We start from the raw sequence: 16,090 nt of genomic DNA, 5'->3' as shown, positions 1-16,090 counted from the left end.
TTACCGGCAGGCACAGATTGGGTGTAGTAAGGATGGTTACCGCTATATAACAGTTGACATAATCATATACTTGACTGCCCGACCACTAACTGTGATTAAGACGGGTCAAGATAATAGAAGGAAAATTTTGTTAGGGGTGAGTTGGAATACAGGGTCGGATTTTTCGACCCTTTATTTATTTTTGATCGACCTCATTTCAAGCTGAGTCGAGTTCTTGATCTCACCCATCACAAATAAACTGTGTGTACTCCCAATATTGTCCAGTGATCCAAGTTTTTGCATCAGAAATTGCTGATACTGAGACATATCCTCTACAACTACCTTAAGTAAAAAATCGTAATCGCCGGAAATATTAAAACATTCCATCACCTCCGACATTGCCGAAACAGCCTTCACAAACTTTTCTCCCATCACTTTTGAGTGTTCCTTTAACGCGATATTACAAAAGGCCATCAGCTTTTTGCCTACTTTTTCGCGGTCTACCAGCGCCACATAACTTTTTATAATTCCCTCTTTTTCCAATCTCCGTACGCGCTCATATACAGGAGTATACGATAAATTGAGTTTTTCGGACAATTCCCGCGTTTTTAACGTTGAATCCTGTTGTAGGAGATGCAGGATTTTTACGTCTGTTTCGTCAAGGTTATACATAGATAGAATATCTTTATTCACTATAAAACATACAAGTATATAGATGTTTAGTTTATAACAGGAAAAAAGACCAGATTTATTGTCTGTTTTTTTTAATTTTTTGGAACAAATCATCTATTGAAGGTAAATTTGTAAATTGAGAATACCTGCGCGATCAAGTGTAGGTATGTTTTTGAAATGGCACATACAGTAGAAAATAATGACAGTTACACAAAAAGTTAATATCCGGGAAGTTCTTAAGAATCGCATTCTGGTACTTGATGGTGCGATGGGGACGATGATACAGCGTTATAAGCTGGAGGATTACGATTATCACGGAGAAAGATTTAAGGACTGGGGTCATGACGTTAAAGGCAATAATGACTTATTGTCGCTGACCCGTCCCGATGTGATCCGGGAAATTCATGCAGCATATTTTGAAGCAGGTGCGGATATAGCAGAGACGAATACCTTTTCGGGGACTACAATCGCGATGGCCGATTATGGAATGGAAGAATTGGTATATGAGCTAAACTATGAGTCAGCTCGTATTGCCAGAGAAGTAGCCGATGAATATACCGCCAAAAATCCTGACAAACCGAGATTCGTAGCCGGATCAATGGGGCCAACCAACAGAACAGCATCCTTGTCTCCGGATGTTAACAATCCAGGTTATCGTGCGATAAGTTTTGATCAGTTGGTTGAAGCTTACTACGAGCAGATTAAAGGTCTTACCGACGGCGGTAGCGATATTTTACTGGTTGAAACTGTATTTGATACATTGAATGCAAAAGCCGCACTTTTTGCAATTGATAAATTCTTTGTGGACGCCAGGAACGGAAAAGTTGAAAGACTGGCGACGTGGAGGAATGTAGAGGGTGAATCGCTCCCGATTATGGTATCTGGTACAATTACTGATGCATCGGGTCGCACGCTTTCTGGCCAAACTACTGAAGCGTTTTTGACTTCCGTTTCACATTTGCCTTTGCTTTCAGTTGGTATAAACTGTGCCCTCGGTGCAGATTTGATGAGGCCATATGTTCAAATTCTCGCCAACGAATCGCCATTCTTCACGTCTGCTCACCCGAATGCAGGTTTGCCCAACGAAATGGGTGAGTATGACGAGTCGCCCGAACAGATGGGTGAGGTAATTGATGGATTTTTAAAAGATAGTCTTGTTAATATCATCGGTGGATGCTGCGGAACCACACCCGCGCATATCAAGGTGATCGCTGATTTAGCTGCGAAACACCAGCCGAGATTGCTTCCCGAAAGAGAAACGGTAATGAAACTCTCAGGACTTGAGCCAGTGAAAGTGACAAAGCTTACCAATTTTGTCAACATTGGTGAGAGATGTAATGTGACTGGCTCAAAGAAATTTGCAAGATTGATCCGTGAAGGTAAATATGATGAAGCCCTGAGTATCGCCCGCGAGCAGGTTGAAAGTGGGGCCCAGGTAATTGACGTCAACCTTGATGAGGGGATGATCGATGGGGTGGAGGCAATGAAAACGTTTTTGAACCTGATTGCCGCTGAACCGGATATTTCAAAAGTTCCGTTGATGATCGACTCCTCGAAATGGGAAGTGATTGAATCGGGTTTGAAATGTGTTCAGGGAAAATCAATTGTAAACTCGATTTCATTAAAAGAAGGAAAAGAGAAATTTATAGAATCGGCCAAAACGGTTCTTCGATACGGTGCTGCAACTGTTGTAATGGCATTTGATGAAAAAGGCCAGGCTGACAATTTCGAGCGTCGTAAAGAAATTTGTGAACGTGCATACCGGATACTGGTGGATGAAGTTGGCTTCCCGGCGGAAGATATCATATTCGATCCGAATATCCTGACGGTTGCGACAGGGATGGAAGAGCACAATAATTATGCTGTCGATTTCATCAATGCGGTTCGTTGGATTAAAGAAAACCTCCCATATGCAAAGGTTTCCGGTGGTGTTTCAAACGTATCATTCAGTTTCCGGGGAAATGAGCCTGTTCGCGAAGCCATTCACACAGCCTTTCTTTATCATGCCATCAAGGCTGGATTGGATATGGGTATTGTGAATGCCGGACAAATTGGTATTTACGATGAGATACCAAAAGATGTATTGGAACTGGTTGAGGATGTGTTGCTTAATCGCAGGGCCGATTCGACTGAACGATTGGTGGCATATGCTGAAACTGTAAAAGACAAAGGTAAAACGCAGTCAGGCCCGGACTTGTCATGGAGAGAGCTTCCTGTAAAAGAAAGAATATCCCATGCATTGGTAAAAGGTCTTTCTGACTTTATAGATGAGGACGTAGAAGAGTGCCGTCATCTGTTCGAAAGACCGCTTGAGGTAATTGAAGGGCCATTGATGGATGGGATGAGTATTGTTGGTGATTTATTTGGGGAAGGCAAAATGTTTCTTCCTCAAGTTGTGAAATCAGCAAGGGTGATGAAGAAGGCCGTTGCATATCTACAACCTTATATTGAGGCTGAAAAGTCTGAATCAAGCTCTGCCGGAAAGATATTACTGGCAACAGTGAAAGGAGATGTGCATGATATTGGTAAAAATATTGTTGGCGTTGTCTTGGGGTGTAACAATTACGAGATCATTGACCTCGGTGTAATGGTGCCTTTAGATAAGATTTTGGCCGCTGCCGTGGAGCACAATGTAGATATCATCGGATTATCTGGATTGATAACTCCTTCCCTCGACGAAATGGTAAGTGTTGCCAAGGAAATGGAAAGAAGGAAAATGACTACGCCGTTACTGATTGGCGGAGCCACAACTTCTCGAATCCATACGGCTGTAAAAATTGATCCGAGCTATTCCGGTCCGGTAATTCACGTTCTGGATGCGTCAAGATCGGTGCCCGTTGCCGGGAAATTAATCCAAAGTGATAAGAGTCAGCAGCAGGTTTTGGTGGATATCAAGGCTGAATATGCCAAGTTGAGAGACGACCACTCGAAAAGAGGTGGTGCGAAAGAACATTTGCCGATCGAAAAAGCTAGAGCAAATAAAGCGCCAATCGACTGGACAAATTTCAAAGCGACTAAACCACAATTCTTGGGAACGCGGGTTTTCGACGACTATGACTTGGCTGATATTGCGAAGTATATCGACTGGACTCCGTTCTTCCAAACCTGGCAGTTACACGGAAAATACCCACAAATTTTTGATGATAAGGTGGTCGGCGCCGAGGCAATGAAGTTATATGAGGACGCGGCGATCTTGTTGGGTGAAATCATCAGGGACAAAGAGTTGAAAGCGAAAGCAGTAATCGGATTCTGGCCGGCCAACTCGATTCAGGACGATGTGATATTGCATCATTTTGAGGAGAATGTTACAGAAGTTTCATGTGAACGGCACGGCTCACACCAACATATTGAATATAAGATCAGTAAAGGTCTTAGTGAAAAGTCAGATGCAGGTGAGTTGATCGCCGATAATATGGCTGTGTTGCATCACCTGAGACAACAAACCGTAAAAGCCAAAAATTTGCCTAATTATTGTTTGTCCGACTTTATCGCGCCGCTTGAAAGTGGTCATACCGACTATATTGGAGGTTTCGCAGTAACCGCTGGTGTCGGAATCGAACCTCTTTTAGACAAATTCGAAAAAGATAATGACGACTATAACAGCATCATGGTAAAAGCTCTGGCGGATCGTTTGGTTGAAGCGCTTGCGGAATTGATGCATGAGAGGGTAAGAAAGGAGTTCTGGGGATATGCAGCGGGTGAATCATTGGCTAATGAGGATTTGATTAAGGAGTCATACATGGGAATCCGGCCTGCTCCGGGGTATCCTGCTTGTCCGGATCATACTGAAAAAAGCAAGTTATTTGAACTCCTTGGCGCGGAGAATATTGGTATCACATTAACTGAAAGCTATGCTATGTACCCGGCGAGTAGTGTGAGTGGATGGTACTTCTCGCACCCTGAAAGCCGGTATTTTCCTGTTGGGAAAATTCATAAGGATCAGGTTGTTGATTATGCGGCCCGAAAGGGTATGGGCCTTGAGGAAATGGAACGTTGGTTAGCGCCAATAATTGGATATTAGCAAGGAGTGATGGTGTGTTAAAAAGGAGGGTAGTTTCGGCTACCCTCCTTTTTTATTGATTTCTGGCTCTCCTGTGACTTATGCGTAAATATACGTATCAATGTAAATCGGGTATTTGTACTCTATTTTTTGTGTTTTTTTAATTTCAAATTTGTCACGTTCAATTATCACTAGACTAAAATATCGTTATAATGGAAAGGAAAATCTCCGTTTTTATTTTGTTCATATTGTTGGCATGTGCGTTTAAGATCAGAGTTATGACGAATGCGAACGGCGTGAACCAGGGCACCAGACAACAGATATCCAATTCAAAGGATAAGTCAGGCGCAGCGACCGCAACGACTTCTTCGGCCTTAGAGGGAGGAGAAAGCATTCAAAGCATTGATGAGGCAAATGGCACTATTTCTTACGACGAAATAAGTAAGTATGTTGACAAGCGGCTAGGCTCATTTAAAAGTGCCAATTACGTTCCTAACAGTGTAACCATAAGGAAATATGATGGCGGTCAGACGGCCGTTAAAAATTCTTTGATAGACATAACTTATCAAACGCAGCAGGGTGAATCTCATAAGCAGGTTCGAAAAATTGATGTTTTTGTGAAGAATGGTAATAATTGGATAAAAGCGGACAGAGACCAAATGCACACGGCGACTGTGGCTGTATTATAATATTGTTTATTAGCTATGATCAAAAAAGGTATTCCCATAAAAGGGTTTACCTTTTGTTTTTTTATGGGGGTGAAATTTATCCGTCAACCTGCCATTGATATTCGACACTTGGTCCAAATATAGATTTCTCATTTTCTGATCATTAGCATATCGAGGCCTTCGTATAATGATTTCTATAAGTATCCGGTAGTATTCCTATATTTTGCGCATTTTACCTATTGCAAATAATTTGTTTGTTATTTTGCAGCGAAGTTAAATGCGCATCAACCAGATTATTATGGAGAGGTTTACCGGACTGATAGGAATAGTACTTATTTTAGGTATCGCGGTTGCGATGTCTAACAATCGTAAAGCAATCAATTTGCGCACTGTTGGTGTTGGGCTGGCCTTGCAATTTGGATTAGCTGTTTTTATCCTTCGGACCGAAACCGGGCAAGCTATTTTTCAGTGGCTGGGAGCCAAAGTTCAAAAATTACTTTCCTTTTCTGACAAGGGCGCTGACTTTGTTTTTGGCACGCTTGTTCGTCACGACGCAATGGAACGGGCGTTCGGTCCGGGGAATGACTTTGTGTTTTTCTTCAAGGTAATCCCAACCATCATCTTTGTTGCGGTGATTGTCAATATGTTATATCATCTAGGCATCATGCAGCGCGTAGTCTCCATTATCGCGAAAGGGGTATATTGGTTGATGGGAGTGAGTGGCGCAGAAGCGGTTTCCAACGTGGCAAGTACTTTTGTTGGGCAAGTGGAAGCCCAGATCATGATTAAGCCATATCTGAAAAATATGACAAAATCGGAGCTGATGGCTTCTATGACGGGAAGTTTTGCTTGTATTGCCGGAGGCGTCATGGCTGTATATATTTCTTTAGGTGTTCCAGCGCCCTATTTGATTGCGGCAAGTTTGATGGCTGCACCGGGCGCGTTGGTGATATCCAAAATCATGTTTCCCGAAACGGAACAATCCAATACTAAGGGAGCCGTTAAGCTCGAAGTTCAGAAAACGCATGCCAATTTATTGGATGCAGTAGCAGCCGGGGCGGGCGAGGGACTAAAAGTAGGTTTTAATGTAGTGGCGATGTTGATCGGTTTTATCGCACTTGTTGCCTTACTTGACTATCTTCTGGGGCTAATTGGCGGTATTTTTTCATTCCCTGAGTTAAGTTTTAATTTAATTCTTGGAAAATTATTCTCTGTATTTGCATGGGCGATGGGTGTGCCTTCAAAGGATATACAAGCAGCTGGCTCTCTTATGGGTACTAAAATGGTGATCAATGAATTCGTTGCCTATCTTGATCTTGTTAAATTAAAAGATACTTTGGATCACAAAACAATAGTTATCACCAGCTTTGCACTTTGTGGATTCGCGAATTTCAGCTCGATTGCGATCCAAGTGGGTGGGATTGGAGAGTTAGCGCCTTCGCGACGCGCTGATTTGGCTCGAATAGGATTCAAAGCCCTGATTGCGGGTACATTAGCGTCTTATATGTCGGCCACCCTTGCTGGACTGCTACTCTGACCAGAGCTAATCACTACCAATTTAATTTCTTAATTTCTATTTGCCGTGAGTAAGTGCTAAGGCATTACTAATGGCAAACGTCGCCTCTATAAATTTTGCAACTACACCGCTAAGTCATGAAACTGATAAAGACCATATTCTCACTCCTTTCAGAAAGCTTTTCGGAATTTCTCAATGACAATGGGATGAAGTTAAGCGCAGCCCTGTCCTACTATACGATCTTTTCGTTAGCCCCTATGTTGCTGGTGATTATCTCCGTTTTAAGCTTATTTGTTGAAAAAAGTACGATTCAGGGGGAGTTGTTTTCGCAAATCCAGGCATTGGTCGGAGCTAGTGCGACTGAATCTTTGAAGGAGATCATTCAAAATGCGCAAGTATCCAATAAAACCGGCGTGGCGGCAGTAATTGGTATAGTTACTTTGCTAATTGGTGCGACTGGGGTTTTCGCTGAAATGCAGGATTCTATCAATTATATATGGTCGATCAAAGCAAAGCCTAAGAAGGGTTGGTTAAGATATCTTAAAAACAGACTGCTGTCTTTTTCGCTGATTCTGGCCCTGGGATTTTTGTTGGTTGTCTCGCTTGGTGTAAACGCGATTGTTCAACTTTTGAGCTCCCAACTTGAAGAATACTTTTCCGAAGCGGCTGTCGCAGTTTTTTATTTAGTGAATATGATGGTGGTCCTGGCGGTAATCACTGCACTTTTCATTGTAATATTTAAGGTTCTTCCGGATGGAGATTTGAAATGGAAGGAATGCATAGTTGGCGCGATCTTTACGGCTTGCCTCTTTCTGATCGGGAAATTTATTATCGGATATTATTTGGGAAGTCTGAATCTTGGAGCAACATATGGGGCCTCGGCGTCCATTGTAATTCTGTTGACCTGGATATACTATTCCTCTATTATTCTGTATTTCGGAGCGGAGTTTACCAAAGTATATGCGAAACTCGATGGAGTTGCTATTGCACCCAGCAAACATGCGGTGCTCATCGAACGCAGGGAGTTGGTGAAAGAGGAAGGTTCAAAAGCTTGATGGGTTTTTGTAAAAATTAGGCACAAAAAAAACGGCTGAATAAGATCCAGCCGTTTTTGGAAGTAACCCAGATTACTTTGTAGAAGACACTACACGGGTAGTTTGAGTTTGGATATTGAATGGTTTTTCAATTCTCTCTTTTCCATTATTGATAATGAAAACATATCCACCGTCTTTCAAAGTTGAGAAGTCAAAAATCTTCGCGTAGTTAGCCGATTTTGGCAAGTTTGCGCTGTAAAGGATTTCTCCGTCAAGATCCTTAATTAGCACTGAAGAGTTTTCTTTAACATCTTCCAGTGACAATTTGAATTTCAATTCGCCTACTGTTGCGATTTCAATGTTTGCATCAGTTCCAAGTTTTTCAGAAGCGAATGATACGTTTGCAATTGATACTCCCATCAAAAGTGCAAGGCCTAAAATGATTTTTTTCATGATTGTAAGTTCTGTTAATTAATATGTAATGTTGTATTTTTCTAATTTTCGTACAAAGCTACTAACTGCAATGCTACTTGTTGTTATAAATGTTGCTTTGACAATTCAAAGGTCGCAAATAGTTGAATTACTGTCAATAGGAAAGGATTGAATATCAGAAAGTTCTTTTTTTTATAGTATCGCCATATTGGAATAGTTATATCATTATGATAAAAGTACAAACATTGGGTGAAAATATAACAAAACCCAGTTTGTGTCCGATATTGAATATTATTGTATTATTCTTTGATTGGATCCTGTTAGATGGTTTTCCTGTAAACTATAAAAAGTACAATATTATAGATTAAAACATCTATTGTTGTGCTATCTTGTAAGCGGAATCTAAGATTTTGAATAAAAAAACGGGTTCGGATGCAAGATCCGAACCCGTTGGGGGAAGAATACGAATAGGGTTTAACGAATATCCATCTCAAAAGGAATTCTTGCCTGAACTCCGCCCATATTCATGACTTTCTGATATGTTTTCACATATGGTGCAAGTGCACCCAGGTTTTCCGTCATAGCTTCTTCTTTGGAATCGTCCATCAATTTGGATAATAGCTCGTCAAATGGCTTCTTCTTTTCAGGAAAATAGCGAACGCGATAGTCACCTTCTTTCAATTTGGCTGCGCTTGCAGCTAGTTTAATCGCATCATCTACACCCCCGAGCGCATCTACAAGCCCAAGTTCCTTCGCTTCAATTCCTGACCAGACACGACCCTGAGCAAGACTACGCAACTTCTCAACCGGCATTTTTCTGCCAGCGGCAGCCTTCTTAGTAAACGTATCATATCCCTGATTCACACTTTTCTGAATCATATCCTTTTCAAACTGTGTCATCTCACGGGTAGCGGTCGGCCAGTCGGCGTGCGCGTTTGTGCCCACACCGTCAAAAGTGACACCCAGTTTGTTATTCATAAAGTCTTTCACATTAAAGATCAGGCCGAAAATTCCGATTGAACCAGTGATGGTATTCGGCTGAGCCACAATCTTGTCGCAGCCCATTGCCATATAATAGCCGCCAGAAGCAGCCACATCTGACATAGATGCAATCACCGGCTTTTTCTTAGTAGTTATCTGAATTTCTCTCCACATTACGTCGGAAGCCAATGCACTTCCACCTGGTGAGTTGATACGAATTACGATCGCTTTAATTTTGTCGTTGTCACGCGCTTTCTTCAATTCGCTCACGAATTTCTCAGATCCAATTGTCTCGTCAGAACCTTCTCCCGATGTGATTTCGCCTTGAGCAACCAAAACTGCAATGCGCTTGTTGGCATCTCCCTCGGTATTCAGATTGCCCTCCAGATATTTGTCAACGCCTACAAACGATATATCTTTTTTCTCATCCAGTTTCAACTGCTTTTTCAGTGCTGTTTCAAACTCATCCCAATAACCAAGGTTCGTTACGAAATTGTTGCTTAACGCAGCTTTCGGATCTTCCACAGCAAGGGAATCTGCCAGACTTTTTAATTTTTCAACAGGGATTTTGCGTGAGGCCGATATATTTTTCAAAAAGTTGCCGTTGATCGCATTCAATAACTCAATCGATTGTTTTTTGCTCGCTTCGCTCATATCCTGTCTCGAGAACATTTCGATCGCACTTTTAAATTCTCCCACCCGAAATACCAGAGGCTTAATTTCAAGTTTGTCAAAAGTACCCTTCAAAAAGCTGTATTCGGTTGAGAGCCCATTCCACTCCATTCCGCCAGCAGGGTTCAAATATATCTTGTCGGCGGCAGAGGCCAGATAATATCCTTTCTCAGAAAAGCTTTCGCTGTAAGTTGCTACAAACTTTCCTGATTTTTTGAAGTCAAGAATTTGATTACGAATCTCTTCAAGCGTTGCCCAGCCAGCTTGGGGGTTTCCTGATTCTATATATACTCCTTTAATATTGTCGTCATTTTTGGCTTCCTTGAGGGCATCTTTGATATCCTTCAGGCCTACCACATTTTCATTACCACTGAAAGGTCCTCCCAAATCAGAAAATGGATTTTCGACTCCAACTTCTTGAATAGGTTGGTTGAGGTCAAGTTTTAGTATCGAATTTTCTTTAACGGTGACTTTTTCACTTGATGAAAAAGCGCTTCCGATTCCTATCAGTATGATGATGGACAGGAAGAAGAAAACGATAATCCCTACAAAAGTTGCAAGGACATATTTGAGAAACTGTAACATAGGTTAATTGGTATATATTGTAATTGCGTTGTGCTAACAAGAAACAAAATTAAGTATTAATTATCCCAGTCAATGCCGTAATTATTGTCAAAGGGTCAGTTTGGGGTTTTGAGCGGTCAATTTTAACTTTGGAAACGACATTCAAAAAATGGATACGGCGTGAGTTGTAAAATTATAACTTTGTATAACTGACGTTTAGGTTTAGTGCCAAATCATATTTAAATTTATTCATGACCATTCTCTGCCCCGAAAGATGATTAAATCACTCATATTGGTACGACATGCTACAGCCGAAGACGCCGGATTTGGTGTCAAAGATTTTGATCGGGAGTTGGTGGGAAAGGGGCTCATGGAGTCTGCTGTGATGGGCAGATGGTTGTTTTCGAAAGGATTCAGCCCTGAAAGCTATATTACAAGTCAGGCGGCCAGGGCTTGGAAGACGGCTGAACTCGTGGCCGAACAACTAAAATTCGACAAGGACAAAATAGTTCCACTGCGGGACTTGTACGATACAGGGCTTAGGGGATATCTCGATGCTGTAAATAAAGCTCCAGCATATGCGGAGTCTGTGATCCTTTTCGGCCATAATCCGGATATTTCTTACTTTGCGGAGTATCTTTCCGGAGCCAATATAGGTTCAATTAAAAAGGCAGGGATAGTGGTTATTGAGTTTGAGGGTTTTAAATGGTCCGAGGTATCGGGAAAGACGGGAAAGTTTGTTTCTTATACTACCCCTCGGGATGTGAGAGGAGAGCATTAGGATGGAAAATAGAAGTCGAAATCGTAGAATATTTATAGTAGTTTTTATCGCCTTCGTTGGGCTTTTCGCATATATATCATATGACATGTCGAGCCGTACGACTGCACCATGGAATAAACCAAAGCAATTAAAAAGAGCGCTGCCAGGGGCAACTGCAGATAGCGACACCCTTGAGTTGGATTCGCTTTTGAAGGAGGTGGAAAAAAGTGAGAAGTGAATATGGCTGTCAGGTATTGCCACGTAATGGTCATTTGTTATTGCTTGGAACTCGTTATTTTCTTAAGAGAAGCTCTTTTTTTGTGATCGGGGGTGAAATTCTGTGATTACTTGTCGTAAGTAATTGCGATCCAGGTGGGTATAGATTTCAGTTGTGGTGATGGATTCGTGACCTAACATCTCTTGCACGGCTCTTAGGCTGGCACCGCCTTCTATTAGATGCGTTGCAAAGGAATGGCGAAAAGTGTGTGGGCTAACTGTTTTATGGATGCCCGCTTTTTCTGCTATATCTTTAATAATGAGAAATATCATCACCCTGGAAAGTTGGCTGCCACGCCGATTCAGGAAAACAATATCCTCATTGTCTTTTTTTACATCCTGGTGTCGGCGGATCTCATCCATATATATACGAGTATATTTAATCGCCTCTGAGCCAATCGGAACCAGTCTCACCTTGTTTCCCTTTCCTAAAATTTGAAGAAAACCGGTATCAAAATGGCAATTGGTGATCAATAAGTTTGTAAGCTCTGATACGCGCAAGCCTGAACTGTACATGATTTCGAGAATTGCCCGGTTTCTTGTCCCCTCGGGCGTAGAATGATCAATTGTTTCCAGCATCATCTCAATCTCGTGATAAGCCAATACATCCGGGAGTTTACGGCTTAGTTTAGGGGCTTCAATTAATTCGGTGGGATCGTCTGATATCTCATTTTCGATGAGCAGGTATTTGTAAAAGCCTTTGATTCCAGAGAGTATGCGTGCCTGGGAATGTGCAGCCAAGCCTAATTCTGCAATAAATTGTAGAAATTCTGTGAGGTGGTCTTCTGTGATTTTTACAGGGCTGATGTTGTCGTGGCGTAATTCAATATATTCAGCAAGCTTTTCGATATCACGCACATAAGCCTGAACAGAGTTGTCTGAAAATGACCTTTCCAGCAACAGATAGGTTTTGAAATGCTTGATGAAGCTCTGCCACATACTCACTTTGAATATCACATTGGTGGTCGAAAGATATGTGTAATTTGCCTTATCTTTAAGTTTTATAGAAAATTCAGCCTGTTTGAACACATATCGGAATGAAACAAATACTTGTTTTGAATGGCCCTAATCTTAATTTATTGGGAAAGCGCGAACCCGGAGTATATGGAAACCAGTCTTTTGAGGATTATTTTGAAATATTAAAAAGTGGATTCCCCGAGGTATCGCTACATTATTTTCAATCCAATCACGAAGGCGCACTAATCGACAAGATTCATGAGGTGGGCTTTTCTTTCGATGGAATTATCATCAATGCCGGGGGATATACACATACTTCCGTAGCATTGGCAGATGCACTTTCGTCTGTGACAACACCTGCGGTTGAGGTGCATATCTCAAATATTCATGCCCGGGAATCTTTTAGACATCATAGCTTTTTAACAAGTCGTTGCAAAGGGATGATATGCGGATTGGGATTGAAAGGATATGATTTGGCAGTTCGATATATTCTCGATATTAAGTAATTGATTAAAAAAATGCATATGGCGAAGTTCTCACCTGAACCTCGCCATATGTATATGTTGCTAATCAATTTTCGACCTAAAATTTCAGGTATGTCAAGCCTGGTTAAGATTTATAAACCCTCGTGCCTTCGAGTCTTGTGGCAAAATCAAAAGCTAACGAAATATGGCATTGCTGAACAGGATCTTACCATTGTAAAACATACCTCTAAATAGCGGGTCGTCCATCAGGTATACAATTTCGCCTTTCCCAACTGGTTGTACGCCCATTATCAATGTATCTTTCAATTTCGGAGATAAATTTGCTCCAACAAAACCAGCTTTATAATTGTTTTTGAGCAAATACCCGACATTCCAGCCGTCCTTCAAATATTCCCTTTCATAAGAATCTCTCACGAAGGTAAAGTAGTTTTGGCTGCATCCGAAAGAGAGAGGATGGGTGGCATCAAAAGTAATCTGAAACATACTTCCCGGCGACGAGTTGCTGGCTTCTGACCGTAGCTGATCACCATATTTTTTCAATGGTTCCTCCTTTTTCTTGTCGGACATTTTTTTTGTCAATCCGAACCCTGCTTTGCTCAGGAAAATGTCTGTACTGTTTTCCAGCGAAATAATTTTCCCTCCGGATTGAAGCCACTCCTGGAGCAAATCGAGCGTTTTTTCGGTTATGATTTTTGAGTAATCGCCGTCCGGAAGTATTAAAACATCTATTTTGTTGAAGGGGATATTGTCTAATTTATTAGTATTAACCAGCGTAAGCGGATAATGGATCTCCTGTTCGAAGAAATTCCAGATTTCGCCTAACGCGGTAGGCGAAATTCCTTCGCCAGCCAAAACAGCATATTTTTTCGCGTTCAGCGTGGTAATATTGTCGTCCCCCAAATCAGCTCCCTGACTGGCCCTGCCCGAGTATATCGGCGTCAATTTAACCTGATATTGATTTGCCAAATCAACGACAGATTTATCGAAATCAGCCATGCTGTTCCCTTTTCTGGTAACAATCAGATTTCCTGCCGGAAAATGGATGTTGTTGATCACGAACGGAGCCGCTGAGGTTCTCGCTAAAATCTTCTTTTTTTGAAGAGAAGCCAGGAATGCCGCGTCCTGAACGGACGACCAGCCGGACACATAGGCGTATGGTTTATCAGACGGCGGAATATTGATCGGGGCATTGGTCTTATAAGCTAGAGGCGACAATTTTTCTTTTATTCCGAAAGCGTTGACTCCAAACACATAACCAAGCCCCCAGCTTGTTACATCGTATGTAATAGAATCTTCTAAAACGGGTTGTGGCTCGAATAGCACGCGGAGTAAACTGGATTTGGGCTGGTGCGCGCTGATAACAAGGTCGCTGCTGTCTATTTTAAGGTTTTCGTCAAGCTGAGTGATCAGATTTGTGCCCTTTGAGCTGGAATTTTTCCCGGCTATGCCGAACTGGATCTGCTGTCTTGTCAGATATTCTGTAAAGGTTTTGATTCTGGATTCATTGCCATCCACTTTTACAACATAACTTTTAAAAGGGCCTGGAGGGTTTACCGATGACTCTTTGAAAAACTTGGTGAACTCCGAAATGAGCCTTTCTTTTTGCGAAAGAACTACTTCCAGCGTTGCCATACTTGTCGTAAAGTGATGTGCCATCCGGGCTTTGAGCGTCAATGTGTCATGTTCGCTTTCACGCATAATACCCAAACCCCCGCGACCGCCGCCTGCCTGCTCGAACGTAAGCCCGACCGCGCCGTTGAATGTTGGCCAGGTGTCTCCGTAACTTGGGTAGAAAAGATCATAATCTGTGCGGGTGAAGTAGGTCCAGTAATTCTTATCAAAATACTTGCTACAATATTCGCCTATCAGGTCATTTACCTGACGTTGCCAGCTCGTGACATCCTTATGGAAAGGCTTGGCAGCAGGCGGGAAATAATAGCTGCGTCCCGAGCCCATTTCATGAAAATCCGCATGCAGATGAGGCATCCATTGATTATAAAGCTCAATTCTCGCTCTTGTTTCCTTTTGCGTTTGCCATGCCCAGTCACGGTTCAGGTCGAAAAGGTAATGATTAAATCGTCCTCCTGGCCAGGGCTCGTCGTGTTCCATCGCGAAGGGCGTGACGTCGGGCACAGCATTTTGAAACCGGGTGTACCAGTTTGTATATCTGTCGTAGCCATCAGGATTGCTGCACGGGTCTATAATAATGACCATATTTTTGAGGAGATCCTGCGTAAAGGCATTGTTGGGATTCAGGAGTTCGTAAAGGACTTTCGTGCTCGTGTTTGCCGAAGACGCCTCGTTTCCATGAACGTTATAGCTAAGCCAGGCAAGTGGAACATTCTCGTTGCCGGCAGTCCCTTTCGATAGGCCAATATTCTTTAAATGGTTTAGCCTGATATTTTCAAGATTTGCAATGTTTTCCGGTGACGAGATAAATGCCACAATGAGTGGGCGGCCCTCGTTAGTAGTACCATAGTTAATGAGTCTCATCCGATCAGGATTCTGGCTTGCAGTGGATCGGAAAAATTCCACAATCTCATGATGAAAGAAAAATCGACTGCCATCAGCAGCCACCGAACCATGCTGTTGGGTTTGTGCGATTACGGGCGATATAATCAATAGTAAAAACAATGCAATGTAGTGTCTCAACATCAGGAACAAAAAATTAACATGGAAAGGAGTTTTGAACTACAAAAGATAGAAAATTTAAGAACATCAGAATATGTCACAAAAAATATTTGAAGCTAAGTGGTTTATTGTCAGATATGTTAAAAAATAATTTAAATTTATTTTTGACCAGCACTTGCTTTTAAAAATTCAACCCTGCATATTTGCACCACGTTTTCAGGGAATGGAAACGAAAAGTGAAAGAAAGTGTTGAAAAAGCGCACGAAGTAGGAGACCAGTCGGCCCATTCGTCTAGCGGTTAGGACACGACCCTTTCACGGTTGAAACAGGGGTTCGATTCCCCTATGGGTCACAAAACCGTGCGTGAGCACTTTCAAAAACTAGTTAAAACCGCCTCGATTTTTAATTGAGGCGGTTTTTTTGTTACTTGCCTATCGCCAAGAATCGCCCAGTATCGCGATTT

The 16,090-nt window shown here is 42.0% G+C and carries 11 protein-coding genes and 1 tRNA gene; 7 read left to right on the top strand and 5 right to left on the bottom strand.

From position 1 onward, the window contains the following. Nucleotides 1-171: 171 nt before the first annotated feature. Nucleotides 172-651, bottom strand: a complete 480-nt coding sequence (locus AC1XUD_RS12145; protein ID WP_483361272.1) for an Lrp/AsnC family transcriptional regulator — start codon at nucleotides 649-651, stop codon at nucleotides 172-174. A gap of 199 nt (nucleotides 652-850) precedes the next feature. Between AC1XUD_RS12145 and metH the strand changes: the two genes are divergently transcribed. From metH to AC1XUD_RS12125, 4 genes are all read left to right on the top strand, one after another. Beyond that, entirely contained in the window at nucleotides 851-4,672 is a 3,822-nt protein-coding gene (gene metH / locus AC1XUD_RS12140; protein WP_483361271.1) for a methionine synthase, read from the top strand. Nucleotides 4,673-4,863: 191 nt separating this feature from the next. After that, on the top strand, nucleotides 4,864-5,340 hold the full coding sequence (locus tag AC1XUD_RS12135) for a hypothetical protein (protein ID WP_483361270.1): 477 nt from the start codon (nucleotides 4,864-4,866) through the stop codon (nucleotides 5,338-5,340). A gap of 277 nt (nucleotides 5,341-5,617) precedes the next feature. Continuing rightward, the gene (locus AC1XUD_RS12130; RefSeq protein ID WP_483361269.1) at nucleotides 5,618-6,856 is read left to right on the top strand and encodes a NupC/NupG family nucleoside CNT transporter; all 1,239 of its coding nucleotides are present in this window, start codon (nucleotides 5,618-5,620) and stop codon (nucleotides 6,854-6,856) included. Nucleotides 6,857-6,972: 116 nt separating this feature from the next. Continuing rightward, nucleotides 6,973-7,890, top strand: a complete 918-nt coding sequence (locus AC1XUD_RS12125) for a YihY/virulence factor BrkB family protein (RefSeq protein ID WP_483361268.1) — start codon at nucleotides 6,973-6,975, stop codon at nucleotides 7,888-7,890. A 72-nt stretch (nucleotides 7,891-7,962) separates the two neighbouring features. On the opposite strand, the gene AC1XUD_RS12120 is transcribed toward AC1XUD_RS12125, so the two are convergent. Together AC1XUD_RS12120 and sppA are read right to left on the bottom strand one after the other, a co-directional pair. Beyond that, the gene (locus tag AC1XUD_RS12120) at nucleotides 7,963-8,322 is read right to left on the bottom strand and encodes a hypothetical protein (protein WP_483361267.1); all 360 of its coding nucleotides are present in this window, start codon (nucleotides 8,320-8,322) and stop codon (nucleotides 7,963-7,965) included. 453 nt (nucleotides 8,323-8,775) lie between these two features. After that, nucleotides 8,776-10,539 carry a signal peptide peptidase SppA gene (gene sppA, locus AC1XUD_RS12115; RefSeq protein ID WP_483361266.1) on the bottom strand — a complete coding sequence of 588 codons (1,764 nt, stop codon included), beginning with the start codon at nucleotides 10,537-10,539 and terminating at the stop codon, nucleotides 8,776-8,778. A 253-nt stretch (nucleotides 10,540-10,792) separates the two neighbouring features. Here sppA and AC1XUD_RS12110 point away from each other — a divergent pair, with 253 nt between their 5' ends. Continuing rightward, nucleotides 10,793-11,299 carry a SixA phosphatase family protein gene (locus tag AC1XUD_RS12110; RefSeq protein WP_483361265.1) on the top strand — a complete coding sequence of 169 codons (507 nt, stop codon included), beginning with the start codon at nucleotides 10,793-10,795 and terminating at the stop codon, nucleotides 11,297-11,299. A 279-nt stretch (nucleotides 11,300-11,578) separates the two neighbouring features. Here the strand turns inward: AC1XUD_RS12110 and xerD are convergent, their stop codons facing one another. Further along, nucleotides 11,579-12,493 (bottom strand): site-specific tyrosine recombinase XerD, encoded by a 915-nt coding sequence (gene xerD, locus AC1XUD_RS12105; protein ID WP_483361524.1) that lies wholly within the window; start codon nucleotides 12,491-12,493, stop codon nucleotides 11,579-11,581. Between the two features lie 98 nt (nucleotides 12,494-12,591). On the opposite strand from xerD, the gene aroQ reads away from it, so the two are divergent. Further along, nucleotides 12,592-13,017 carry a type II 3-dehydroquinate dehydratase gene (aroQ, locus tag AC1XUD_RS12100; protein ID WP_483361264.1) on the top strand — a complete coding sequence of 142 codons (426 nt, stop codon included), beginning with the start codon at nucleotides 12,592-12,594 and terminating at the stop codon, nucleotides 13,015-13,017. Between the two features lie 153 nt (nucleotides 13,018-13,170). Here aroQ and AC1XUD_RS12095 read toward each other — a convergent pair whose 3' ends face one another. Next, the gene (locus tag AC1XUD_RS12095; RefSeq protein ID WP_483361263.1) at nucleotides 13,171-15,651 is read right to left on the bottom strand and encodes a M14 family zinc carboxypeptidase; all 2,481 of its coding nucleotides are present in this window, start codon (nucleotides 15,649-15,651) and stop codon (nucleotides 13,171-13,173) included. Nucleotides 15,652-15,907: 256 nt separating this feature from the next. On the opposite strand from AC1XUD_RS12095, the gene AC1XUD_RS12090 reads away from it, so the two are divergent. Next, nucleotides 15,908-15,979: transfer RNA gene (locus AC1XUD_RS12090), tRNA-Glu, on the top strand. Nucleotides 15,980-16,090 lie beyond the last annotated feature (111 nt).

This window comes from Dyadobacter sp. HNCC25DJ184 (assembly GCF_056895215.1).
Note: the sequence above shows the minus strand (reverse complement) of the source record. Positions and strands in the feature narration are given on the sequence as shown.